At 36.1% G+C, this 23,750-nt stretch carries 18 protein-coding genes; 7 read left to right on the forward strand and 11 right to left on the reverse strand.

Annotated elements, in window-relative coordinates:
• Positions 1-62: 62 nt before the first annotated feature.
• From GYX25_RS07040 to GYX25_RS07050, 3 genes are all read right to left on the reverse strand, one after another.
• Entirely contained in the window at positions 63-935 is an 873-nt protein-coding gene (locus GYX25_RS07040) for an arginase family protein (protein ID WP_091348313.1), read from the reverse strand.
• Complete coding sequence (locus GYX25_RS07045) at positions 932-1,981, reverse strand: GNAT family N-acetyltransferase (protein ID WP_091348317.1); 1,050 nt, start codon at positions 1,979-1,981, stop codon at positions 932-934. The genes GYX25_RS07040 and GYX25_RS07045 overlap by 4 nt, the downstream gene beginning before the upstream one ends.
• Before the next feature lie 74 nt (positions 1,982-2,055).
• Positions 2,056-3,465: an aspartate aminotransferase family protein gene (locus GYX25_RS07050; protein ID WP_091348319.1), complete on the reverse strand. Its 1,410-nt coding sequence runs from the start codon at positions 3,463-3,465 to the stop codon at positions 2,056-2,058.
• Between the two features lie 201 nt (positions 3,466-3,666).
• On the opposite strand from GYX25_RS07050, the gene GYX25_RS07055 reads away from it, so the two are divergent.
• From GYX25_RS07055 to gyrB, 7 genes are all read left to right on the forward strand, one after another.
• Positions 3,667-4,416: a MipA/OmpV family protein gene (locus GYX25_RS07055; RefSeq protein WP_091348322.1), complete on the forward strand. Its 750-nt coding sequence runs from the start codon at positions 3,667-3,669 to the stop codon at positions 4,414-4,416.
• Positions 4,417-4,497: 81 nt separating this feature from the next.
• Complete coding sequence (locus tag GYX25_RS07060; protein ID WP_174787057.1) at positions 4,498-5,406, forward strand: recombination-associated protein RdgC; 909 nt, start codon at positions 4,498-4,500, stop codon at positions 5,404-5,406.
• A 196-nt stretch (positions 5,407-5,602) separates the two neighbouring features.
• Complete coding sequence (ompA, locus tag GYX25_RS07065; protein ID WP_091348328.1) at positions 5,603-6,697, forward strand: porin OmpA; 1,095 nt, start codon at positions 5,603-5,605, stop codon at positions 6,695-6,697.
• 168 nt (positions 6,698-6,865) lie between these two features.
• Positions 6,866-8,224 (forward strand): chromosomal replication initiator protein DnaA, encoded by a 1,359-nt coding sequence (dnaA, locus tag GYX25_RS07070; protein ID WP_091348334.1) that lies wholly within the window; start codon positions 6,866-6,868, stop codon positions 8,222-8,224.
• Between the two features lie 15 nt (positions 8,225-8,239).
• Positions 8,240-9,343, forward strand: coding sequence for a DNA polymerase III subunit beta (gene dnaN / locus GYX25_RS07075; RefSeq protein ID WP_091348337.1), 1,104 nt, complete (start codon positions 8,240-8,242; stop codon positions 9,341-9,343).
• Between the two features lie 48 nt (positions 9,344-9,391).
• Positions 9,392-10,465: a DNA replication/repair protein RecF gene (gene recF / locus GYX25_RS07080; RefSeq protein WP_091348341.1), complete on the forward strand. Its 1,074-nt coding sequence runs from the start codon at positions 9,392-9,394 to the stop codon at positions 10,463-10,465.
• Between the two features lie 42 nt (positions 10,466-10,507).
• Complete coding sequence (gene gyrB, locus GYX25_RS07085; protein WP_091348344.1) at positions 10,508-12,919, forward strand: DNA topoisomerase (ATP-hydrolyzing) subunit B; 2,412 nt, start codon at positions 10,508-10,510, stop codon at positions 12,917-12,919.
• Between the two features lie 608 nt (positions 12,920-13,527).
• Here the strand turns inward: gyrB and GYX25_RS07090 are convergent.
• The 8 genes from GYX25_RS07090 to GYX25_RS07125 form a co-directional block, all read right to left on the reverse strand.
• Positions 13,528-14,910: a hypothetical protein gene (locus tag GYX25_RS07090; protein ID WP_174787058.1), complete on the reverse strand. Its 1,383-nt coding sequence runs from the start codon at positions 14,908-14,910 to the stop codon at positions 13,528-13,530.
• Positions 14,911-16,044: 1,134 nt separating this feature from the next.
• Entirely contained in the window at positions 16,045-17,487 is a 1,443-nt protein-coding gene (locus tag GYX25_RS07095; protein WP_091348354.1) for a VWA domain-containing protein, read from the reverse strand.
• 124 nt (positions 17,488-17,611) lie between these two features.
• Positions 17,612-18,994, reverse strand: coding sequence for a vWA domain-containing protein (locus GYX25_RS07100; protein WP_174787059.1), 1,383 nt, complete (start codon positions 18,992-18,994; stop codon positions 17,612-17,614).
• A 64-nt stretch (positions 18,995-19,058) separates the two neighbouring features.
• Positions 19,059-19,541 carry a hypothetical protein gene (locus tag GYX25_RS07105; RefSeq protein ID WP_091348359.1) on the reverse strand — a complete coding sequence of 161 codons (483 nt, stop codon included), beginning with the start codon at positions 19,539-19,541 and terminating at the stop codon, positions 19,059-19,061.
• Positions 19,542-19,543: 2 nt separating this feature from the next.
• Positions 19,544-20,233: a hypothetical protein gene (locus GYX25_RS07110; RefSeq protein ID WP_091348362.1), complete on the reverse strand. Its 690-nt coding sequence runs from the start codon at positions 20,231-20,233 to the stop codon at positions 19,544-19,546.
• Entirely contained in the window at positions 20,233-21,816 is a 1,584-nt protein-coding gene (locus GYX25_RS07115) for an SUMF1/EgtB/PvdO family nonheme iron enzyme (RefSeq protein ID WP_202983838.1), read from the reverse strand. The genes GYX25_RS07110 and GYX25_RS07115 overlap by 1 nt, the downstream gene beginning before the upstream one ends.
• Positions 21,806-23,029 (reverse strand): ABC transporter permease, encoded by a 1,224-nt coding sequence (locus GYX25_RS07120; protein WP_174787060.1) that lies wholly within the window; start codon positions 23,027-23,029, stop codon positions 21,806-21,808. Before GYX25_RS07120 ends, GYX25_RS07115 begins: the two co-directional genes overlap by 11 nt.
• Before the next feature lie 3 nt (positions 23,030-23,032).
• A complete protein-coding gene (locus tag GYX25_RS07125; protein WP_174787061.1) occupies positions 23,033-23,749 on the reverse strand; it encodes an ABC transporter ATP-binding protein in 717 nt (238 codons plus the stop codon).
• Between the last annotated feature and the right edge of the window lies 1 nt (position 23,750).

The following is a 23,750-nucleotide window of genomic DNA, read 5'->3' on the forward strand; positions in this document are numbered from 1 at the left end:
CAATCATAATGGAAAGCTGGCCGTTTTATACTTAAGCCTACTTTCCTGAAACTTTTAAAAATTTATACTGTTAATGCTTTTAATAGCGTCAAATTAAGTTGATGCTGTTCTTGCTGCCAATTAAGAAGGTTATTTGGTGATATGCTCGGTTGTTTATCAAGAGAACTAAGCAAACGTTTAAACCAATTAGATGGCTGCCATATTGATAGTTCACCGGTAATATCACTGCCGATAATTCTAGGTTTAATTGACGATATAGTATCAAGCAGATGATACGTTTGTAGTTTGCCTTGATCCCAGTTGGTGTGAACCACCTCTTCGCTTAATACGTCTTTATCAATCGATAAATAGACCGGTTGTGCGCTATGATATTGTTCGGATAAGAAGTTGGCAATAAGGTCATCTGGTGTGGCAAAATGCCTAAAAGCATGTCCTAAGCCAATTTTTTTTGCCCATGCGACATTGACATCTAGGCTCCAGTAAGTCAATTTTTTATGAAGCAGCGGTTTCCATCTATTTTCCCAAAAATGGGCTATACCAATATCATGGGAGGTAATGCCAAGCACATGTACATGACTCACAAAAGGCAAACTTGCCACATAACTAACCCATGATCCACAATGCACACCAAATAGATAGCGCATATTGTCTGGATGATTATCAAAAATCACAACTTGGATCGGATTATCTGCGGAATAGTGCTTTGCTAAACGTTCAATAAGTAGTAATGAAATATGATGAAAATCACCACTGCCCATTAATACCGTGCCATGGCTTTCGGGTAAAGATTGCTGTAATACCTGTTTAAATTGGCTAAATTGTTTCTTAGTGCAACCAAAACGAATTGTATCTTGCCACTGCGTAACATCAACCGTTTGAGCATGACAAATATCACCCACGCTTCCATCAAAGTTGAGAATAATAGGACAGGTCATGCTACTTTCTCCTTATCACTTTCAAAGTGACCAATCAATCTGCGTAATATAGCTCTTAATAATGGATTGCGAATATAAACAAGATGCTTAGTAAAAGTAAATTTGGCACCGAGTGATGCTTTTACCTCAGGATCGGTCCAACCCGCAATATAATGACTAAATCCTTGCTGCAAAGCATATTCAAGATTTACAAACCAGCTTACAAAATAGAGATTGAGCTCTCTTGCCTGTGGATAAACCATACCGATATACTTATCAACTAACATATTGTTCACAACAAAACAAATATTGTACCCCACCAACTTATCATCATGGTGATAAGTCACAATATGCGCATTTTGGGTTTTGCTTTGTAATAACTGAGTAAAAAAGGGTTTAGTCAATAAGTCGAAATGGATTTCACTTTGCTGATAAACATTAAGATATAATTGATAATACTCATCTAAAACCGCTTGGTCATAAAAACACTCATCACCACTATGCAAGATATTAATGGTTAATTTTTCGCGCGATTTTAGTTTTCGCCTAAAATTTTTACGTCTACTATAAGAAAATCGTGAAAAAACCTCATCTATATTTGCAAAATCAATTGGTAGCCAAGCCAATGCTTGTCCTTCAACTTCAATAAAACCCTGTTTTTTTAATGACGTAATAAGATGCATTGAATAATCATTTTCTTTTTCGCTCAGTAAAGGCGATGAGACAGGTATATCTTTAACAATCAAAAAAGGATATTGCTTAGCATAAGCCATTTTAAGATGTTGTGCTAATTGATTAGCATCCACTTTATCATTTAGTAACGCATATTCCGAAACAGTTGCGCCAACAAAACAAGTATTGGGTTGTAAATAGCGCTGCCATTTATGGTAAAAAGGCAGTTTTTGAATTTTATGTCTGAAATCATCATCTGCAGTAGTAAGAAGATCAAACTTGGCAGAAAAAACAGGCACCCCATCTTCACTCAGCCATGCGGAAAATTCTTGTGGAGGATGAGCTAGAAAATTGTCTATTAATTCTTTTGGTTCTAACTGATTGATATATTTCATAACGTTAAATATAAGATTGGCTGTAACTCGCGGTCCCGCCAATAGACATTGACGGGAAAATGAAAATAAAACAATTAAAGCTCTTTTTTGGCTCGAGTAATTAATTGATCCAACAGTTCAATACCCTGATCAATTTCTTGACGAGAGATGTGTAACGATGGGGCAAAGGTAATCACGTTTTTATAGTAACCACCAATATCAAGCACTAAGCCCATTTTGGTACCTTTCCAATCAAGATCACCTGACATACCAATATCAACCATTTTATCAACTAAGGCTTTATTAGCTGTAAAGCCATCTTCTGTACAGATTTCAGCACGAAGCGCTAAGCCTAAACCATCAACTTCACCAATTTCTTTGTGTTTTTTCTCAAGTGTTTTTAAACCTTCAAGGAAGTAAGCACCACTGTCCATGACCATTTTTTCGTAATCGGTTTCAGAAGTCATTTTTAACACTTCAAGACCAACTGCTGTACCAAGTGGATTTGAGGCAAATGTTGAGTGAGTTGAACCAACTGGGAATACTTGTGGATTAATTAATTCTTCACGTGCCCATAAACCACCTAGCGGATTAAGACCATTAGTTAATGCTTTAGCAAAAACCACAACATCAGGTTTGACATCAAAGTGTTCAATTGACCAAAGTTTACCGGTACGGTAAAAGCCCATTTGGATTTCATCAACGACTAATAAAATACCATACTGATCTAATACTTTTTTAAGACCTTTAAAGTAATTACGAGGAGGCACAATATAACCGCCTGTTGCTTGTAAAGGTTCGGCATAAAACGCTGCATATTCCGCTTGTCCAACTTTTGGATCCCAAACACCGTGGTATTCGGTTTCAAATAAACGGGCAAATTCAGCCACCAAATGTTCACCATATTCTTCTGCTGTCATGCCTTTCGGACGACGGAAAGGATATGGGAATGGAACAAACATAGCACGATCGCCAAAATGACCATAGCGACGACGATAACGATAACTTGATGTAATGGATGATGCTCCTAAAGTACGGCCATGGTATCCACCTTGGAAAGCAAACATTAACGATTTACCGCCAGATGCATTACGAACCAATTTTAAAGAGTCTTCAATACATTGTGAACCACCCACATTGAAATGTACTCGTCCTTCATAACCAAAGCGTTTTTCCATGCCTTGGGCAATGGTTTTGGCTAATTCAATTTTAGTTGGATGCAAATATTGGCTAGCGCACTGTGGTAAGGTATCGATTTGCTTTTTAAGCACATTATTTAAACGTTCATTAGCATAACCAAAGTTACACGCAGAATACCACATTTGTAAGTCAAGGAAAGCTTTGCCTTCTTTGTCATACATGTAACTACCTTCACAACCATCAAAGATTTTTGGTGGTTCAACATAGTGCACAGTATCGCCAAAAGAACAATATTTAGCCTCATCCGCTAACAATGTCGCATCATCGGGACGACTGTTAATCATTTCTATAGTTGGTTTACTCATAATTATCTCACTAATCCATATTCAAACACGATAAAATGTGGCATTATTATTCAAGAAATTTGTTTGTTACAATGTATAATTACTGTATGAATTGTGTGACAATAAGCAAAATAAAAAAATATACTAAAAAGATAATAAAATCTGCGAAATGATAACAAGCGCTCTCTTTTATAGATAACCACGATATACGGGCATCAAAAAATGAAAAAAATACCTTATGCACTTTCTTTTTTATCAATAATAGCATTAGGAACTACCCAGATCGCATTAGCTGAGCCCACTTCCCTTGGGATTGGTATTGGTTGGGAAAATTCACCTTATAAAAGTTACAGTGCTCATTATTCCCCTATCCCTCATATTGATTATGACAATGGGCTATTTTTTATCGATGATTTATCCGCTGGATTTTATGTTTATCATTCTGACGAGCAAAGTATTTCACTTGGTGCTCGCTACTTATCTAATGAATTTAAACCACACAATTCAGATAATCACCAATTAAAACAACTTGATAGCCGTCACGCAACATTATTGACGGAAATAGAATATTCCCTTATAACCAACTGGGGAGTGTTTTCTAGTAGCGTTGGGGCTGATATGCTAAATAAAAGTAATAGTATTTTAGTTAATAGCGATTATACCGTTCCTTATATGCAAGGCAATTTCATTATTGCACCAACCATTGGTATAAATTGGGCTAATGGTAAACACAATAGTTATTACTATGGTATTTCGCATAAAGAATCATCTCGTTCAGGATTGAGATACGTCAATGCTAATAGCTCATTGACACCTTACGCCGAAATCGCAGCACAATATTCATTTACCGAAAATATGGCTACTTTTGGCGGTATTCATATCGATAAATTAACTGGCGACGCAGCTGATAGCCCAATGGTTGACAAAAGCACTGTCACCTCGATTTATATGGGTGTATCTTATAATTTTTAATTAATATATATCAGCACTAAGTTATTAGCTGTTTAAGTGAAATAAAATCATTACCACAAAAAACTCAGGAAATAGAAAAGTATGCTTTGGTTTAAAAATGCCATCATTTATCAACTCAATAATGACACATTACTTAATAAAGATGCGATTGAAAACGCACTAAAATCGCATCTTTTTACCCCTTGTGGTAATTTAGACACTACCAAAATGGGTTGGGTATCGCCTTATCATGATAATAATGACGATGCTTTTATTATTGATATGCAAGGGCATTTATTATTAAGAATCAAAAAAGAAACCAAAATATTACCCACCCCTGTTATTAAACAGGCATTATTAGAGAAAATTGATAAGCAAGAACACGCACTCAGTAGAAAACTAACTAAAAACGAAAAAGCTACCTTAAAAGACGAAGTCATGATTGATCTCATGCCAAGAGCATTTAGTAAATATAATCACTATTGGTTGTGGATTGATACACAGAATAAACGCATTATTGTTGATTGTAGTAGCTTTAAACAAGCCGAAGATATCTTAGCCATTTTGCGCAAAGAGCTTGGATCACTTGCATTAACGCCGTTATCAATTGATAAACCACTTGAACAAATTATGACGACCTGGGTTAAAGAAAACCTGAGTTTTCCACCATTTATATTAGGTGATCAAGCCGAGCTCAAAGATCCTCTTGAAGGTAATGGAATTATCAATTGCAAAAACCAAGAGATCACCGGTGACGAAATGCGTGTTCATTTTGATTCTGGCAAATGGGTCACAAAAATTAAAATTATTGATGAAAGAGGTGTTAGCTTTATCGTTAATAATGACTTAACATTTAAACGAATTAAATTTGATTCGATTATTTTAGACGAAAATGAAGATATCGGTTCAGATGAATTTGATAAAAGACTAGAAGCTGACTTCATTATTATGGCTAATTCATTAGCCAATACTATTAATGACTTTTACATAACAATTAACAAAATCATTTGATAAAATTATTTAAATTTTTTTTGTATTATACCATCATTAGTTATGGATCTGCCTATTAACTATGCTATACTATGAAACAGATTATGGGTAACATAATTATATAAAAATAAGTATTGTTCTTTTTATTTGAAGTGAATTTTAAACAATAAAAGAAACTAAACATCGTCTATAACAACATATAAGTTGAGGCAATAAAATGAAAAAAACTACTCTAGCTCTAGCAATCGCAGTTGCAAGTTTAACAGCTACTGCAGCTAATGCAGCATACGAAGACAACACTTTTTATACAGGTGCTAAATTAGGTTGGTCAGAACTTTATCGATTAGATGCGAATAAAGTTCGTGTATGGGATAACGTTGGTATTAGCACTTCAAACCGTAGTAATATTGCTGGTGGTGCTTTCCTTGGTTTCCAAGCAAATCCTTATTTAGCTTTTGAATTAGGTTATGACTGGTTAGGATCTGCTAAATACAAAAGATCTTTCCATTATGCAGGCACAAATTATGATGTAGGTCATAGTAAAGTTTCTGCCCAAGGTGTATCTTTAACTGGTAAATTAAGCTACCCTATCATTGACAACCTAGATATCTATGGTCGTGCAGGTGGAATGGTAACTATCGCTAAATGGAAAAACGGCGGTTTAGTAAAAGATGGCGACAAACTTGACAATGGTACAAAAACCGACCTATCTCCTGTGTATGCGTTAGGTCTTGACTATCGTTTCGACGAAGACTTCTCTACTCGTTTAGAATACCAATATGTTCAACATATTCATACTAAAACTGACGCATCTCCAGATGCAGGACTAGTAAGTTTAGGTATTACTTACCGTTTAGGCGCACCAGCTGCTCCAGCTCCAGTTGAGTTAAAAACTGAAGTAAAACGTTATGTATTAAATGAAGATGTTCTATTTGCTTATGCAAAAGCTGACTTAAAAGCTGAAGGCCGTCAAGCATTAGACAACTTATTAACAAGCCTTGTTAAAATTAACCCAACTGAAAGTGCTGTTGTTGTAATTGGCCATACTGACCGTATCGGTTCAGATAGTTACAACCAAAAATTATCAGAACAACGCGCTAATTCTGTAATGAAATACTTAATTTCTAAAGGTGTTCCTGCTAACTTAATCAGTGCTCATGGTGTAGGTAAAACTCAACCAGTAACTGGTACTAAATGTAATGCACTTCGTGGCGCTGACTTAAAAGCATGTTTAGCACCAGATCGTCGTGTTGAAATTGAAGTTAAAGCACGTAACGTTCAAGAAGTTCAAGTAACTAATTCAACAAATTAATTTTTGTTTTTTTAAGTTATTCATTAAGACCCGGTTAAAAGCCGGGTTTTTTTATCTCTCTTTTTTTGTTAACAACTAAATATATATCACCTTAGATCTACAAATTATCCACAAAAGGGATTATAATGCTTTACGGTATTGTTAGTAAGAAAAATTGAAGGAGTTGCCGTGCCTACCGCGATTTGGCAAGATTGCCTTTCTCAATTACAAGAAGAAATTCCTACAACGGAATTCAATTTATGGATTCGCCCGTTGCAAGCGGAAATGGTCGATAACAAACTTTATATTTATGCGCCAAATAGATTTGTGCTAGATTGGGTAAGAAATAAATATTTAACTACTATATCCCAATTACTAAATAAGCTTTTTAATGATGATTCTTTAAAATTATTTCTTGAAGTTGGCTCGACCGTATCGACAGATAAAAAAGCCCAAAGTAGCCAGCGCAAAATGGATGTTTTACCAGCTTGGCAAACAACAAAAGAAACAAATCAAAATCATATTTACCGTTCAGGTATTAATCATAAACACACTTTTAATAGTTTTGTTGAAGGTAAATCAAACCAACTAGGTGTTGCGGCGGCAAAACAAGTAGCTGAAAACCCCGGCAAAGCTTATAACCCATTATTTTTATATGGCTCTACTGGTTTAGGAAAAACGCATTTATTACACGCAGTGGGCAATCAAATAATGGAAGAAAAGCCCAATGCAAAAGTGGTTTACATGCATTCAGAACGCTTTGTGCAAGATATGGTGAAAGCACTACAAAATAATGCTATTGAAGAGTTTAAAAATTACTATCGTTCAGTTGATGCTTTGTTGATTGATGACATTCAATTTTTTGCTAATAAAGAGCGCTCTCAAGAGGAGTTTTTTCACACGTTTAATTCGTTATTAGAAGGCAATCAACAAATTATTTTAACCTCGGATCGTTACCCTAAAGAAATTGATGGTGTTGAAGACCGGTTAAAATCACGTTTTGGTTGGGGATTAACCATTGCCATAGAGCCCCCAGAGCTCGAAACGCGGGTTGCCATTTTAATGAAAAAAGCCGAAGAAAATCATATTAAGCTACCTGAAGAAGTTGCTTTTTTTATTGCTAAACGATTACGTTCCAATGTTCGAGAGTTAGAGGGTGCACTTAATCGCGTCATCGCTAATGCTAACTTTACGGGAAAAGCCATTACCATTGATTTTGTTAAAGATGCCTTAAAAGATCTATTGGCGCTACAAGAAAAACTGGTTACCATTGAAAATATTCAAAAAACCGTTGCCGAATACTATAAAATTAAAGTATCAGATTTACTTTCTAAACGTCGTTCGCGTTCGGTTGCAAGACCACGACAAGTCGCAATGGCGCTTGCCAAGGAGCTCACTAACAAAAGCCTACCTGAAATTGGTGACGGCTTTGGTGGAAGAGATCATACAACCGTATTACATGCGTGTAGAAAAATTGCAGAATTAAAAGAAGAAAGCAATGCAATTAAAGAAGATTATTCCAATTTAATTCGAACATTATCAACTTAAAAAAGAATCAATACTATGAAATTTATTATAGATCGTGAAAAACTGATAAAACCCTTGCACCTTGTCAGCGCTCCACTGAGTAATCGCCCGACGCTACCAATTTTGGGGAATCTATTATTACAAGTCAATGACAACAGGCTATCAATGACGGGAACGGATCTTGAAATAGAGATGATATCCCATCTACAATTAACCGAACCAAGTGAGCCGGGTGCAACTACCGTACCAGCAAGAAAGTTTCTTGATATCTGCCGAAACTTACCTAATGATGCCCAAATATCGATAAGCGTTGACGATAACCGATTGATGATTCAATCCGGTCGTAGTAAATTTTCTTTAGCAACGCTACCTGCTAATGATTTTCCTAATTTGGAAAATTGGCAAAGCGATGTAGATCTTTCTGTTCCACAAAAAACCATAAAACGACTGATTGATGCAGTACAATTTTCAATGGCAAACCAAGATGTCAGATATTATTTAAATGGCATGTTATTTGAAATTGAAGATGGCCTATTAAAAACAGTTGCAACCGATGGACATCGATTAGCACTATGCGCACAACCAATAGAACAAGATACACAAACTACTCACTCCGTTATTTTACCAAGAAAGGGGGTGCTTGAGCTTGCAAAACTGGTTAGCGATAACGACGAACTTATCACGATGCAAATTGGTAATAATAACTTACGTGTTAACCTTGGTGATTTCACTTTCACATCGAAACTCATTGATGGCCGATTTCCTGACTATAAACGCGTATTACCACGTAACCCAGATAAACCACTTGAAGTCTCTTGTGAAGAACTTAGAAATGCCCTATCACGGGTTGCTATCTTATCTAATGAAAAGTTCCGAGGTATTCGACTTCATGTCCATAACAACCAAATAAAAATTACTGCAAACAATCCTGAACAAGAAGAAGCTGAAGAAGTTGTTGACGTAAAATATGAATCAGCAGAGCTTGAAATTGGCTTCAATGTCACCTATTTACTCGACATATTAAATACATTGAAATGTGATAGCGTACAACTATTACTTACTGACGCCGTATCAAGTGTGCAAATTGAAGATATCAACAATCAATCTGCCACTTATGTTGTTATGCCAATGCGCTTATAATCAACTCTTACTTAATTTTCCGGCTTCGGCCGGAATAATTGATAGCATATGACTCTTTCAACCATCAACGTACATCATTTTCGTAATATTGATTACGCAAAACTTACCTTATCACCGCATTTCAACTTCATTGTTGGCGATAATGGCAGTGGCAAAACTAGCCTACTTGAAGCCATTTATATGCTTGGGCATGGACGAGCATTTAGGCACGCGCAATCAAATCGCATCATTCAGCACGAACAGCCTGAATTGGTATTATTTAGTGAAATAAAAAACACCAACCAACAAACACATTCAATTGGCCTTGCTAAATCACGCAATAGTGAAAATAAAATCAAAATAGATGGAGATGAAGGCTTTCGACTCACTGATCTAGCCAAATTGCTCCCTATCCAACTCATTACTCCAGAAGGATTTGACTTATTAACCGGAGGACCTAAATATCGACGTTCATTTCTCGACTGGGGGTGCTTTCACCATTACCCTGAATTTGTCCATTTATGGAACAACTTAAAACGTCTATTTAAACAACGCAACGCACTACTAAAGCAAGCTAAAAATTATAACCAATTATTACCTTGGGACAAAGAAATCGCGCCCATTGCAGAAAAAATTAGCCAAATCAGAGCAGATTACTCACAACAAATTTTCCCTGAAATAATCCAAACGTGCCATGACTTTTTACCCGAATATAAGCTAAATTGCCAGTATTTCCAAGGTTGGGATCACGACACAGATTATGCTCTAATACTCCAAAAACAGTATGAACGCGACAAACTACTCAACTATACCTCGACCGGCCCGCATAAAGCGGATATTCGCTTACGCATCGACAATATCCCCGTTGAAGATCTATTATCACGTGGGCAACTAAAGTTATTAATGTGTGCTTTACGCCTATCGCAGGGTGAATATTATTCAAAGAAAAATACCCAAGCTTGTGTTTACTTGATTGATGATTTTGCATCTGAATTAGATAATAACAAAAGAACATTATTAGCCAAACGGCTCAAACTAGCTAATTCACAAGTATTTATTACAGCCGTCAATCAATCGCAAATTACCCATATGATCGATGAAAATGATAAGATTTTTTACATAAAATCTGGTATAATCTCGTAAATATACAGAATGATATAAACAATCAAATAAGTCGAGAAATCCATGTCTAATTCTTATGATTCTTCTAGCATTAAAGTACTCAAAGGACTTGATGCTGTCCGTAAACGTCCAGGTATGTATATTGGTGATACTGATGATGGCACAGGACTTCACCATATGGTTTTTGAAGTGGTCGATAATGCCATTGATGAAGCATTGGCCGGTTATTGTCACCATATTGAAGTAACCATCCATCCCGATAACTCAGTTTCTGTACGTGACGATGGTCGAGGTATTCCAACAGGTATACATGAAGAAGAAGGCATCTCAGCTGCTGAAGTTATTATGACTGTATTACATGCTGGCGGGAAATTTGATGATAATTCTTACAAAGTATCTGGTGGCTTACACGGTGTTGGTGTTTCAGTGGTAAATGCTTTATCGGATAAATTAGAATTAGTGATTTATCGTGACGGGAAAATACACCAACAAATTTACAACTTAGGGGTACCACAAGCACCACTTAACGTGATTGGCGAAACCACAGAATCAGGCACATACGTCCGCTTCTGGCCAAGTCCTGAAACATTTACCAACATCGAATTTGTCTACGAAATACTCGCCAAACGACTTCGTGAACTCTCGTTCCTAAACTCAGGTGTATCGATAAAATTACTTGATGAACGTACAGGCAAAAATGAACATTATCATTACGAAGGCGGAATCCAAGCTTTTGTTGAATATCTCAATAAAAACAAAAACCCGATTCATCCAAAAATATTTTACTTCAGTACAGAAAAAGATGATATTGGCGTCGAAGTTGCATTACAGTGGAACGATGGCTATCAAGAAAATATCTATTGTTTTACTAACAACATCCCCCAACGAGATGGCGGCACACATTTAGCCGGTTTCCGTGGTGCAATGACGCGCACATTAAATAATTACATGGAAAACGAAGGATACAGTAAAAAAGCTAAAATCAGCGCTACAGGTGATGATGCGCGTGAAGGTCTAATTGCTGTTGTATCAGTTAAAGTCCCTGACCCTAAATTTTCGTCACAAACCAAGGACAAGTTAGTCTCGTCAGAAGTCAAATCAGCTGTAGAATCCGTCATGGGCGAAAAGTTAGCAGAATACTTACTTGAAAACCCATCCGATGCCAAAATTGTCGTCGGCAAAATCATCGACGCTGCAAGAGCTCGTGAGGCTGCGCGCAAAGCACGCGAAATGACACGACGAAAAGGCGCATTAGACCTTGGTGGCTTACCGGGTAAACTCGCTGACTGCCAAGAAAAAGACCCTGCTCTATCAGAACTTTACTTAGTGGAAGGGGACTCGGCAGGTGGCTCGGCAAAACAAGGTCGTAACCGCAAAAATCAGGCAATTTTACCGCTTAAAGGTAAGATTTTAAATGTCGAAAAAGCACGTTTTGATAAAATGCTCTCTTCGCAAGAAGTCGGTACATTAATTACCGCACTGGGTTGTGGAATAGGTCGTGACGAATATAATCCAGACAAAATGCGTTACCACAGTATTATCATCATGACCGATGCCGATGTCGATGGTTCGCATATTCGTACTTTATTATTAACGTTCTTTTATCGTCAAATGCCAGAAATCATAGAGCGTGGCTATGTTTATATTGCGCAGCCACCTTTATACAAAGTCAAAAAAGGCAAACAAGAACAATATATCAAAGACGATGATGCCATGACGCAATTCCAAATCGCCTTAGCGCTTGAAGATGCCTCGTTACACGTTAATGATCATGCCCCAGCACTTGCTGGTGAAGCATTAGAACGACTGATTGCAGAATATCAAAAGGTTGAAAAGCTAATCACCAAAATGGAACGACGCTATCCAAAAGCACTACTTTCCGAATTGGTGTACCATGATGCACTAAATGAAAACATCCTACAAAGCCAACAACAAGCAGAGAATTGGGCAAAAACACTTGTCGAAAAACTTACAAGTAAAGAACAACATGGTAGCAGTTATCGCTATTCAACTGACTACAATGAAAAGACCCAATTGCACCTGCCGGTAATTAAAGTCAAAACGCACGGTGTTGACACGAATTACACGTTAGATCAAGCTTTCATTCACAGCAATGAATACCGCAACATTTGCCACCTTGGGGCACAACTCAAAGAGCTACTGGAAGACAGCGCATTTATCCAACGCGGTGAACGAAAACAGCCGGTTAGCTCGTTTGACGAAGCTGTCGACTGGTTAATCAAAGAGTCTCGCCGTGGCTTAACGATTCAGCGCTATAAAGGTCTTGGTGAAATGAACCCAGAACAATTATGGGAAACAACAATGGATCCAACTAGTCGTCGCATGTTGCAAGTCACCATTAAAGATGCAATTGAAGCAGATCAATTGTTCACCACATTAATGGGTGATGAAGTTGAACCTCGTCGACTATTCATTGAAGAAAATGCCCTTAAAGCAGCGAATTTAGATTTCTAAAAATTGTCGTGATAAAAAAGTAAAAAGACCAGACGTAATGTCTGGTTTTTTACTAGATATGGAATAAATGAGTTTTATTTTATGAAAAACAAAATAAAATCAATTACTTTTCTAACTTATTTTGCTAGGGATTTTTGGCTTTGCATGATGTCATTTTGAGGGCCAAGCAGTTGATGTTTTAGATATAACTAAATCAAAAACCATTCGCGCTTCGATCGGGAAGTTGCAACCTAACATGCGTATGTCTCTGGTTTAGTGATATCTCCTTACCTTCGACTTTTTTATCAGCAAGCGCGTGATAATTTTGGATTAAAAGTCTTGGGTAATAAGTTAATGGCTGTGCTAGCAGTGCTAATTTTACTGTTAGGCATATTAATATTATGTCAAACATTTAATAGATGCCTTTCATCAAATTAACACCGCTGTATTAAAATGCACAGCAAAACACTTACCCTTACCACCAACTGCTTGGTTATTCTTACTTATTTTATATTAATCATTACATACCCCTAATCTTATTTACTCGTAGCTCTTACCTCGCGTGGGGGCACAGTTCTTTATTAGTTTGTCCAACTAAAGTCATATTCCCCCGAAGCAAGGATTAAGAACTAAGGGGTGACACAAACTGCCTTCCTATAATAATCAGTAAGCGTCTGCCCCTCCCATACGCCACCGCTGTCCGAGCCGACAGCAGTGCCCATTTTGTCCTTGATATCACTCATCCAGTACAACCCTTGGAAGAAGTTTGCATTAGCGTAATGCTTCATGTCTCCCCACTCAGTAAAAAAGCCTGAATTTATTGGACGCGTATTAGTATCATATCCAGGAGGATAAGTTGGGGATTCGTTGCAATTTCTACCACAAATTTTGAAAGTCAAGTCCTTGGTCCGTGACAAACGATAGCCTAAACTACTACACCAAGATGATTGGCTAGCTTGATTTCCTAATTCATTACCCCGATTGACGAACCACTGCTTCAACACAAATCCATATTTTACCACCACATTACCACTTCTATCCCTGCCTTCCAGCTCAAATGTCTGTGGTAAAGATGGCACACTTAAAGGACGTGGGTTACTTGAACTTCTCTGCCTACGACTTGCTCTAGGACCATTTAACGTTACCCGCGTTACATACTTGGATTTATCCTTAATAATCCATTTATCGTATAGTATTATGTTTCCTACTGAGTCTGTGTATGAACCAGTATTAGGCCTTGTCCACTTCACTGTAGCAGTTATTCCTCCCCGAGTAACAGGAGACCATGTCAATTGACTTCCATCCACTCCTGCTATGATTAAATCAAAGTATAAACCATCAGCACCTGTTGTCGGAAAATTAAGGCCATAAGAAGATGGATCGGTTGATTTAACCAAAAAGCCATTAAAACTATCAAATCTCTCGCTTATACTAGGAGCAGTATTTGGTCTTACATAACAAACAGATACAGACGGACTCGAATCAAGATAATACCTCACTGTTTTAGAGCCAAAATTTGTTCTATTTGGTATCCCGTACTGTGTTATTAACTCCCCACCTGAACTATTTAATATTATCTGATAAGGTCCCAAGCATGGATGCACACTATCATTACGACTTACGTAAAAATTAAATTTATTTCTAAGTTCAAACGATAAATCCCCGCTCGCCTTAACCCCATTAGCACCCTGTCCATCACCATCATCATCTCCCCAATAATGATATTTATTCACTAAATCATTGAAACTCACTGAGCTTCCTGATTTAACTGATGGTGGTACCAACATCCCTATACTACTAAAAGAAGTCCCTACAGGTAAAATTATCGGATTTTCTTTACTTGAAGGATTGGTTGATGGTGTAAATACCCTACCATCCGGTAACTTAATAGCCAATAAACTATCCAATGAAGTCGCCTTAGTTTGACCACCATCAAATGTAAAATATGGTGCAGTACCTTCAATCGTTTTTAATGTCTTAGTTGATAAAGCCTGAGCGCTAAACGAATACATTAATAGCGACAAGGGTACAAAAACCAATAACGATTTTGATAAGAATGCCGATTTTGATAAAAAGGCTAAGAATTTCGCTAAATTTAGCGATAGAAATGAAGTTTGTGAGAAATCTCGAAAACTAAGGTAATTAAAAAGATTTAAAATATAGGTTTGCCAAAAGCGATGCCCGATGCCCGATGCCCGATGCCCGATACAACTCCATGATACTGCATAATATCCTTCCTGTCAATTAACTTTTTGTTTTATTTACTTTTTTTATTGCTAATAGCTCACAAAATAAGCTTCTTATGCTAAGCCTTTGAAAGTATAGCTTATTTTAAAAATGGGTAACTATTTTTTTTGTTAAAATTTGTAATGTTTTGCTTGGATTAAAGTTAAGCTTTCACAAAGAAATGTTAAAAAATGTTTTTTTGGGATTGTTTTCGATTAAAAAAATAACATAAAAATTTCAATAAAATCAATATGTTTTTTGACTTATTTTTTAGTAACTCTTATATCTTTTTTAACAAAAACTATGTAAAGCTATTTGATTTGTCTTGTTCCGGTGTCAGAGGCGTTGCTAGTGAAGTGAGGTTAACACGCCAAACTTCCTTGTTTGGCGTGCCAAGTTTTTTTTAGTAGTTGTGCTCCATGCGTATCAAAACTGGATCAATAGCGTTGTACTACAATGAAAACATTGATAGCAACAACGTTATTAACGTTAATAGGATGTCAAATAAACTCATTTGTTATGTAAGTATAACTATTAAATATAAAATACGGATGAAATTTTTTGCAAAGAATGGTAAAGAAAAATCAAAAAAACAATAATAAAATTAAATGGATAAAAAGCAATCAAAGATTGATCAGTGCTTAACTAATTTTAAAACAAAAAGTGATCAATTACATAGTGACCTATCCATCTTTAAAAAATAATGCCTAATTTTGCTTTTTTATATCACATTTCAAAGAAATTTAGGCTGAAACAATTTGCTAAGACTAACTTTGGTTAGGCTTTAGAGACGTATTACTTTGTGGGTTGATTTTTTTAATTGAATCAATATAACTTTCAACAACTTTTAGTCAATTTTGTTGATGATAAGGATTGTTTGGGTGGGTAACCTACAGTAGTTATCCCGCCCTATTTTGTTTTTATTGGCATATTGGCCTGTTGATTTTTAAACTTGAGACCGCATTGTTCATTTGTTTAATCATATCTTGTGGACTTTGGGCTATGTAGACTTTTCCTCCAGTGGCATTAGCAATGCAATCTATTTTATGTTCGCCAGCAATATCAACGATGTTAATTTTTAATCGTGGTTTTTGTGCAGCAATATAGTTAGCCAAAGTACAAATATTATTTCTTGTACAACTGTCTTCGCCATCACTAATAATAAGAATATAATCATCACGTGTTATACCATCTAGTATTTTACTGGCTTTTTCTAGACCACTATATAAAGGTGTTCCAGCCTCGCTTGTTGTAGAGGGTGTTAATTGCTTAATTTTATGCTTTAGTGACACGCGATTAGTGTACTTATAAAATGGCGAAACATCGGCTGCGGGGCAATTCGCCAAGGTTACTAGCGATATATCAATGTTCGGTTGTATGCTGTCAATGCTAGAAGTAGCTACACTTTTACTACTTGATAAACGAGTTGGTAAGCGCGTCATACGCTTTTCATATTTGATTTTTTCTTCCTCTGACATATTACGGCCATAATCATCCCACAAATATCGAAAGTATCGCTCAACCTCTGATGGCGATTCATTCAATGTCACTGTCATCGATGGTGAATTATCAAACACTATTGCCATTTTAGATGGATTAGGATCTTTGTTCATCTCTTCTTTAGTTATACAGTTAGGTGGATTTTTTACCTTTGGTGCTGGTGGTGGCACCGGTTTTGGTTTAGGCTCAGATATTGCTGTTGGCGTAGCTTCTTCTGGCACAGTATCTTTTGGCTCACTAACAGGCTCAGGGGGCGATTTAGGTTCTGGTTCTGGTTTCTTTACTACAACAACTGCCATTGGATGGTGAACAGCTGACTTTTGTTTACCAAATGGGCAAAATAAATACCACAGAATACCAAGTAAACTAATAAGCAATAAGGCTAAGAGTAAAAAATGCCACCAACGCCAAAATGGCGTTGGTGGAATAACGGGGACCACTGCAGGTAAAACCGGTTCTTCAAAGGTATTGACAATAACCGGTTCATCATTAATCACATAAATTTGGTTACCTAAACTTTTAATTCTTGGAAGCCATGCCGAAACTAAACTTCGCTCTTCACCGCTTAATGGCATTAGTTTAATAGCATTTTCAATATCATTAATACGTGTTTGTAACGTTTTGATTATCTTATTTTTATGCGATTTGTCAGCAATACTATCAAGTAAAAGCGGTTGCCCTTCAAGATTGGTATACCAGCCTAGGTGTTGATTGTTATCAATTAGCTTTGGTGATGCTAAAATCGAAAAAGTGCGATCGGTTAAATGTGATTTTAATAATAATAGTAAGGAATGATATTGTTCTAATAGAGATATCTTCTCTGGGTTATTATAATCAAAGGCTATCCGCATTATTCGTTGCATTATTGATTTAATTCCTTGCAGTTGACTATTATTCTTATACTAAAATAACACTAACTTGAAACGTTTTTACGAATAGAAATATCAAAAACGAGATATTCAATTATCTAATATTATTTGTAAATAATTATTCACATATCGGTTTACTAATATTCATATTCGAAACAGCATTATTCATTTGTTTAACTATCTGTGTTGGGTTTTGAGCGATATAAACCTTACCTCCTGTTTTTTCCGCTACACAGTCAATTTTATGCTGTCCAGCAATATCGACAATATTTATCTTTAGATGGGGTTGTTGAGCTGCGATCTTGCCGGCTAAAGTACAAATATTCGCTTTGGTACAATTATCTTCGCCATCACTAATTACTAAAATGTAATCATCATGGTTTACGCCATCAAGCATTTTACTAGCTTGTTTTATACCACTGTATAAAGGCGTTGCACTGTTATTTTCTAATGGATTTAACCGACTAATTTTATTTTTTAGTTTACCTCTATTTTCATAATGATAAAACGAGGTAGTTTGTGCAGCAGGGCAAGCAGAAAGAGTAACTAACGCAATATTAACATCGGGTTGTATTTTATCAATAGTCGATAATGCAACCTTTTTACTACTTGATAAACGATTAGGTAAACGTGTCATACGTTTTTCGTATGCATCAGCTTCTTGTTCGGTCATTGAATACCAATCAGAATTTAAGTATTGATTAATGGAGGCTTGAGATTCCATCAATGTCAATGTCATTGAGGCTGAATTGTCAAATATCATAACCATTTTAGGCTTGTCAGTATTATTTGCAATTTCTTCACGAGTAATACAATTTTTAGGTGCTGGCTCTGGTATCGGTTCAGGCTCCGATTTTACAACGGGTTGTTCCTCTTTAGGTGGCTCAACAACTGGATCTGGTTTCTGTTCTTCAACAGGCAGAGTAATGACAGGTTCAACATCAGCAATCACTGGCTTTTCTTTTCCATATGGACAAAATAAATACCAAAGAATACCCAGTAACCCAAGGATTAATAAGGCTAAAAGTAAAAAATGCCACCAACGCCAAAATGATTTTGGTGGAATAACTGGGACTGGTGCAGGTAAAATGGGATCTTCAAAGATATTGACAATAACTGGGTCATCATTAATCACATAAATATGGTTACCTAAACTTTTAATTCTAGGTAACCATGATGAAATAAATGTCCGCTGCTCAGCAGTGATTGACATTAACTTAACCGTAGCTTCAATATCATTAATACGATTTTGTAACGTTTTTTCTATCTTAGCTTTATGTGATTGATCGCTAATTTCACTCAATAAGATAGGCTGCCCTTCTAAAGGGCTGTACCATCCAATATATTGATTATCATCAATCAACCTTGGTATAGCTAAGATCGAAAAAGTACGTTCAGTTAAATGCGGTTTTAGCAATGCTAACAAAGAATTATATTGATCGAATAAAGACATCTTTTCAGAATGATTATGATCAAAAATAATTCTTGTTATTCGCTGCATTGCTAATTCATTCCCTTTTATTTAGCTTCTGTTTTATTTAAACATTGATTTAGTAAAAATATATTTATATATTCAGTGCTTTTTGCAATTGTTGCAGCTTTTTATTTAACTTTTCAAGCTCAACTTGTTTTTCAAGTTCAGAACTATTTGAATTGTTGACCTTATTTAGTTGCTGTTCAATATCTTTTACTTGAGCCTGCAAATCGTCACGACCTTTGGCTTTTTGTTTTACTTCATTTGTCAGTTTAGTTAAATCAGTTTTCAACTTTTGCTGCTGTGCCTGTTTTTGTTTAATGCTTAACGAGGTGGCATTTTTTTGCTTCTCGATGGTGGCATAAATCTCTTTAAACTGCTGATTAGCTCTTACTTCATTTTCTAGAATTTGTTTTTTCTGATCAATTCGAGCCTGATAATTGCCTGAATAATTACAGCTGATTTTATCCATAATTCCAATATTGGTATTAGTCGGATCGCACTGTTCGGGCGTTGTTGAACAACCAGCTAAAAAAATAAGCGGGCTGAGTAATAGAAGGTATCTTTTTTTCATAATTAGCTCACCTTAACTGCTGAACGTTGTTTGGTAACAAGATTAATTTGATTTTCAAGTACTGATATTTGTTTATGCAATTGACTAATTTGTTGATCCAGCCTTGATACTCTAACACCTGATTGTCGTTCTTGAGAAGATATTGAAACCCAATCATTCTCAACTTTTTTCATGCTTTTTAATTTGTCTCTTAAATAAGCGATATTTGCATCAATTTGTGTCAAATCATTTTGTGCTTGTTTTTTATTTAATGTGTCATTTTTTATTTGATTATTTAATACTTTCAGTGTTGCTAAATTCTTATCTAATACTGCTTTAGCTGTTTCGGTCACCGCTTGTACTTCGTAAGTGTTCTTTTGAACGTCTTGAATATAAACATCTAGACGCATCTCATCATCAGCATATTCAGCCCGTTTACTGTCAAGATAATAGTTAGCCCCCATCATCACACCACAACCAACAGCCGCAGACGCAAGACATACTCCTGTTTTTCCACCAGCTAACATACAGCCAATACCACCTAAACCAGCACCGATAGCACAAGATTGCCAAGCTGATTTGCTAAAAAACTTAGCTGTATTGCTTTTTGTTAATGCAGGATCGACATTTCTAGAACTTACTCCTCCAGAGCCTTGACACCCTGTTAAAATAAGCGATATACACAAAGTCAGTGTTACTATAATTTTATTCATCATTTTTTTCCTTTTATCTCATTACACGTTTGTAGCCAAGCTGTCCGCTCGATCTTCCCCGATTCAATATATTGATTAATATGTTTGAAATAGAGTTTTAAATAATCGCTCATATTCGCTTTACCGCTATTTTCGAGAATAAATTGCGTTGATTTAACTTGATCATTAATCGTATTTTTCTCGTAATTTGACGCTGTATTAACAATCGTGTCGGAATAATATTTTAATATAAAGTCCCTAGCACTTTTAGACTCATCAACGACTTGTTTTAAATTATCAAGCTTCACTTTTGAGCACATATTGTCATCGGTTACAGTATCTGCCTCTTTTGAATCACAAACTTCATTAATCATTGTTTTATATAAATTATCATTATACTCAAACTTGCCATTCAAATCTGAAACATTAGCGCACAAAAATGCACCTAATTGTAATGCAGATTGAATAGAACGATCTCGTTGCTCATCACGCGCTTGATTGGCGCTACGTAAAAGTGTATTGAGTTGATTTAATTCTTTTTTTGTTTTTTCATCTTCAACTTGTTTAGTGATTTTTTCAAGTTCACCGACAACATTACCATTTTTTGTGCTATCAGTTTCACTGCCTAATTCACTCCATTCTTTGTCCAGTTCTTTTATTTTGTCATTCGAATTCATCACTTCAGTTGTATAAACTAAGCGAAATCCAACATCTTTACTTTTATAAGCATTTTTATCATCATAGAAAGGCTTTTCAGTACGAAAAGCATTGGTAGTTGAAGATTCGGGCGTTAAATAGCTCCCCCCACGAACAATCATTCCTCCTTGTTGTCCATGGTAGCGATCAAGCTTATTCATTCTAAACGAATCAAACATCATTTCGCTCGCATTACCTAAAATATCATACAGATCTAGGGGATTAGGATCTAACCTACCAATAAGTTGCAATTTACCATTAGCAGACTTGGCACCAGAAAACCACGCATAATTTTCGAGATTTTTAGCCATAGGGAATCGTGATTCTCGAAATTCCGATTCTGTCACTTTTGAGCCACCACGCGCGGCATATTCCCATTCCGTATTATTGGGTAAACGGACATAACCATTCGGTAAATTTATTGATTTTATTTTTGACTGGTTTGCAAGTAACCAACGATTATATTTATCTGTAAAAGCGATAGCATCAAACCAGCTAATATCGGTGATAGGAAAGGAAAGACTTATTTTAGGAGTTGGACAAGTATCATTCATGACGGATTGATATTGCAATGCGGTGATCTCATATTTACCTATCAAATAATAGCGCTCTTTACCTGCATCAGAAAAGCTACCAGCAATATAATTGGGCGTGGCATACTCGGCAAAACCGAGCTCTTTTTGATTACTTCCTAAAATGACTTTGACATCATCTAGCGGTTTATCGGTAGGGGTAAATACCTTTTTCATCACTAAACTACCATCACATGGCATAGGTAAAATAACATCATCTTTTGTAGGCTTGGGATTATAAAATTTACTATCCCAAGGTTCAGCAAAGCTTAATACCGGTAGTAAGCTAATTGTAGCCAATCCCCAACAAGCTAATCGGGTATAATTATGCTTCACGTAAGCTTTCTGCTGGTTGAATTTGAATAGCACGTCGCCCTCCTATAACCACAATGCCCGCTGAAATAAATAAAGTCACTAAAAATGCAATAATAAGATGATAAAATTGTAATTGACTCACAACGGATTGTGAAAGTAAATTTTTACCTAACACTAAATTAAAAGCACAATTTCCTACCGCAAACAGCCCACAAGAGATTATAAAAGCAAAACAGCTCAAAATCATTGCTTGATTAATTAAATAAAGCATAATGCCTTTCGAGCGAAATCCAAGTAATCGCATAAAAGCAATATCTTTGCGTTTACGTTCAATATTCGATAAAAATGACCCAGTAAATGATAAAACACATCCCAATACTGCCGTAATGGCAATAACGCTAAAAATAAAATTAAGCACTCGATCGATTGCTTGCATATTTTCAATTGCATTAGCCTCGGTACGCGTTTCTATATGTTTTTCTCGTAATTTAAATGCTAATGGAGCCACATTATCCAGTGAGTTTGCATAAATACGGGCCCGCGCAAACGACGTATGGTGAGGTGGATTTAATTGTCCAGTAGAAGTCACAAAAACATCACTTTGATAACCATCATAATAATTTTCCATCTCAATTAGTAAATCTAAAGAGACAAAAGCCGCTGCACGGCTATAACGATTTTCGGGAATAATACCTACCACTTCTAATTGTGTCATTCCTTTTTCAAGTTTTCCATCAAGCTGCCTTGTGATCACCATTTTCACACGACTTCCCATCGTGACTTGCATTTTTTCGGCCGATAATGAACTTAATAAAATTTGCTTTTTATTATTAGGTAATGGCAAATTTTTTGTTATTGGATCATCTTTAGCCGTGGGAATAATTTCGGCATTATTAACAAAATGGCTAGCATCTTTCATTAAATCAGCTTGTGTATTTAATGAACGTGTGAGTGGAATAACAAAAGCTGTTTCAGGTTGCTGTTTTATCCACTCAAACATTTCATCTTTAAGTTGCAAATTCCCCACAATTTTTATTTCTAAATTTTGCGGATCACTGAGTAATTGCTCTCGAAGCTGTGAAACAACACCGTATTTTAAACTAAATAACAATAATAATGGCGTAATCACTGATATTACTGAGGCAATAATACAAAATGATACTTTTTTGTCATACCATAAGTCCGCTAACGATAAACGAGTAACAAGTAACCATTTTGATATTGCTTTAGTCATTTTTTACGCCTTATCTTGTAACGGTGAAAATTCTGATGATTGTGCGGAAGTTAACTTAGCCGATAAAGTCAATAACCCTTTGTTAGCTATACATTGCAAGTCGTGTGTTACAATCATGGCAGTAATATTATCTTGCTGAGCTTGCTCAATAATTAAATCAAACAGTAAACTCGCATTATAGGGGTCCAATGCCGAAGTCGGCTCGTCGGCAAGTAATAACGCGGGTTTATGAATAATCGAACGAATAAAAGAAGCTCGTTGCCTTTCACCAATGGATAGCTGTTTAGGGTGTTTATTGAGCAAATGTGCGATATTGAGTTTTTGCACTAGATAATCAAACCGGCTATTATCCACTTTTTTTTGTAATAACTTTAATGATAATAAAATGTTGTCACGAATCGTCAAAAATGGCAGTAATCCACCTGCTTGCAGCATAAAGCCTAAATATTGAGCGCGAATATCAGCAAGTTCTTCGATTTTATCTTGCTTGATTAGCGTTGCAATATCAAGATCACGCTTATCAACAACTAAGTTATAACTATCAATGTGGTCTGGTTTTAATATCATTCCCACCATTTCAAGTAGCGTGCTTTTACCTGCACCACTATCGCCTTGAATAACAACAACGTCACCTGCTTTGACAGTAAGCTTTGGCAGGCAAACGCTAAAAAAGGCTTTACCTGTTGAGCGTGAAATCGATAATTGCTTAATATTTAACATA

Origin of the sequence: Gilliamella sp. ESL0254 (genome assembly GCF_013344985.1) — a bacterium.
Lineage (GTDB): Bacteria > Pseudomonadota > Gammaproteobacteria > Enterobacterales > Orbaceae > Gilliamella > Gilliamella bombicola.

Excerpts from the sequence above, each read along its gene's own strand:
- GYX25_RS07040 (WP_091348313.1), bottom strand. The coding sequence starts at position 935 with ATGACCTGTCCTATTATTCTCAACTTTGATGGAAGCGTGGGTGATATT.
- GYX25_RS07045 (WP_091348317.1), bottom strand. The coding sequence starts at position 1,981 with ATGAAATATATCAATCAGTTAGAACCAAAAGAATTAATAGACAATTTT.
- GYX25_RS07050 (WP_091348319.1), bottom strand. The coding sequence starts at position 3,465 with ATGAGTAAACCAACTATAGAAATGATTAACAGTCGTCCCGATGATGCG.
- GYX25_RS07055 (WP_091348322.1), top strand. The coding sequence starts at position 3,667 with ATGAAAAAAATACCTTATGCACTTTCTTTTTTATCAATAATAGCATTA.
- GYX25_RS07060 (WP_174787057.1), top strand. The coding sequence starts at position 4,498 with ATGCTTTGGTTTAAAAATGCCATCATTTATCAACTCAATAATGACACA.
- ompA (WP_091348328.1), top strand. The coding sequence starts at position 5,603 with ATGAAAAAAACTACTCTAGCTCTAGCAATCGCAGTTGCAAGTTTAACA.
- dnaN (WP_091348337.1), top strand. The coding sequence starts at position 8,240 with ATGAAATTTATTATAGATCGTGAAAAACTGATAAAACCCTTGCACCTT.
- recF (WP_091348341.1), top strand. The coding sequence starts at position 9,392 with ATGACTCTTTCAACCATCAACGTACATCATTTTCGTAATATTGATTAC.
- gyrB (WP_091348344.1), top strand. The coding sequence starts at position 10,508 with ATGTCTAATTCTTATGATTCTTCTAGCATTAAAGTACTCAAAGGACTT.
- GYX25_RS07090 (WP_174787058.1), bottom strand. The coding sequence starts at position 14,910 with ATGTATTCGTTTAGCGCTCAGGCTTTATCAACTAAGACATTAAAAACG.
- GYX25_RS07095 (WP_091348354.1), bottom strand. The coding sequence starts at position 17,487 with ATGCAACGAATAATGCGGATAGCCTTTGATTATAATAACCCAGAGAAG.
- GYX25_RS07100 (WP_174787059.1), bottom strand. The coding sequence starts at position 18,994 with ATGCAGCGAATAACAAGAATTATTTTTGATCATAATCATTCTGAAAAG.
- GYX25_RS07105 (WP_091348359.1), bottom strand. The coding sequence starts at position 19,541 with ATGAAAAAAAGATACCTTCTATTACTCAGCCCGCTTATTTTTTTAGCT.
- GYX25_RS07110 (WP_091348362.1), bottom strand. The coding sequence starts at position 20,233 with ATGAATAAAATTATAGTAACACTGACTTTGTGTATATCGCTTATTTTA.
- GYX25_RS07120 (WP_174787060.1), bottom strand. The coding sequence starts at position 23,029 with ATGACTAAAGCAATATCAAAATGGTTACTTGTTACTCGTTTATCGTTA.
- GYX25_RS07125 (WP_174787061.1), bottom strand. The coding sequence starts at position 23,749 with ATGTTAAATATTAAGCAATTATCGATTTCACGCTCAACAGGTAAAGCC.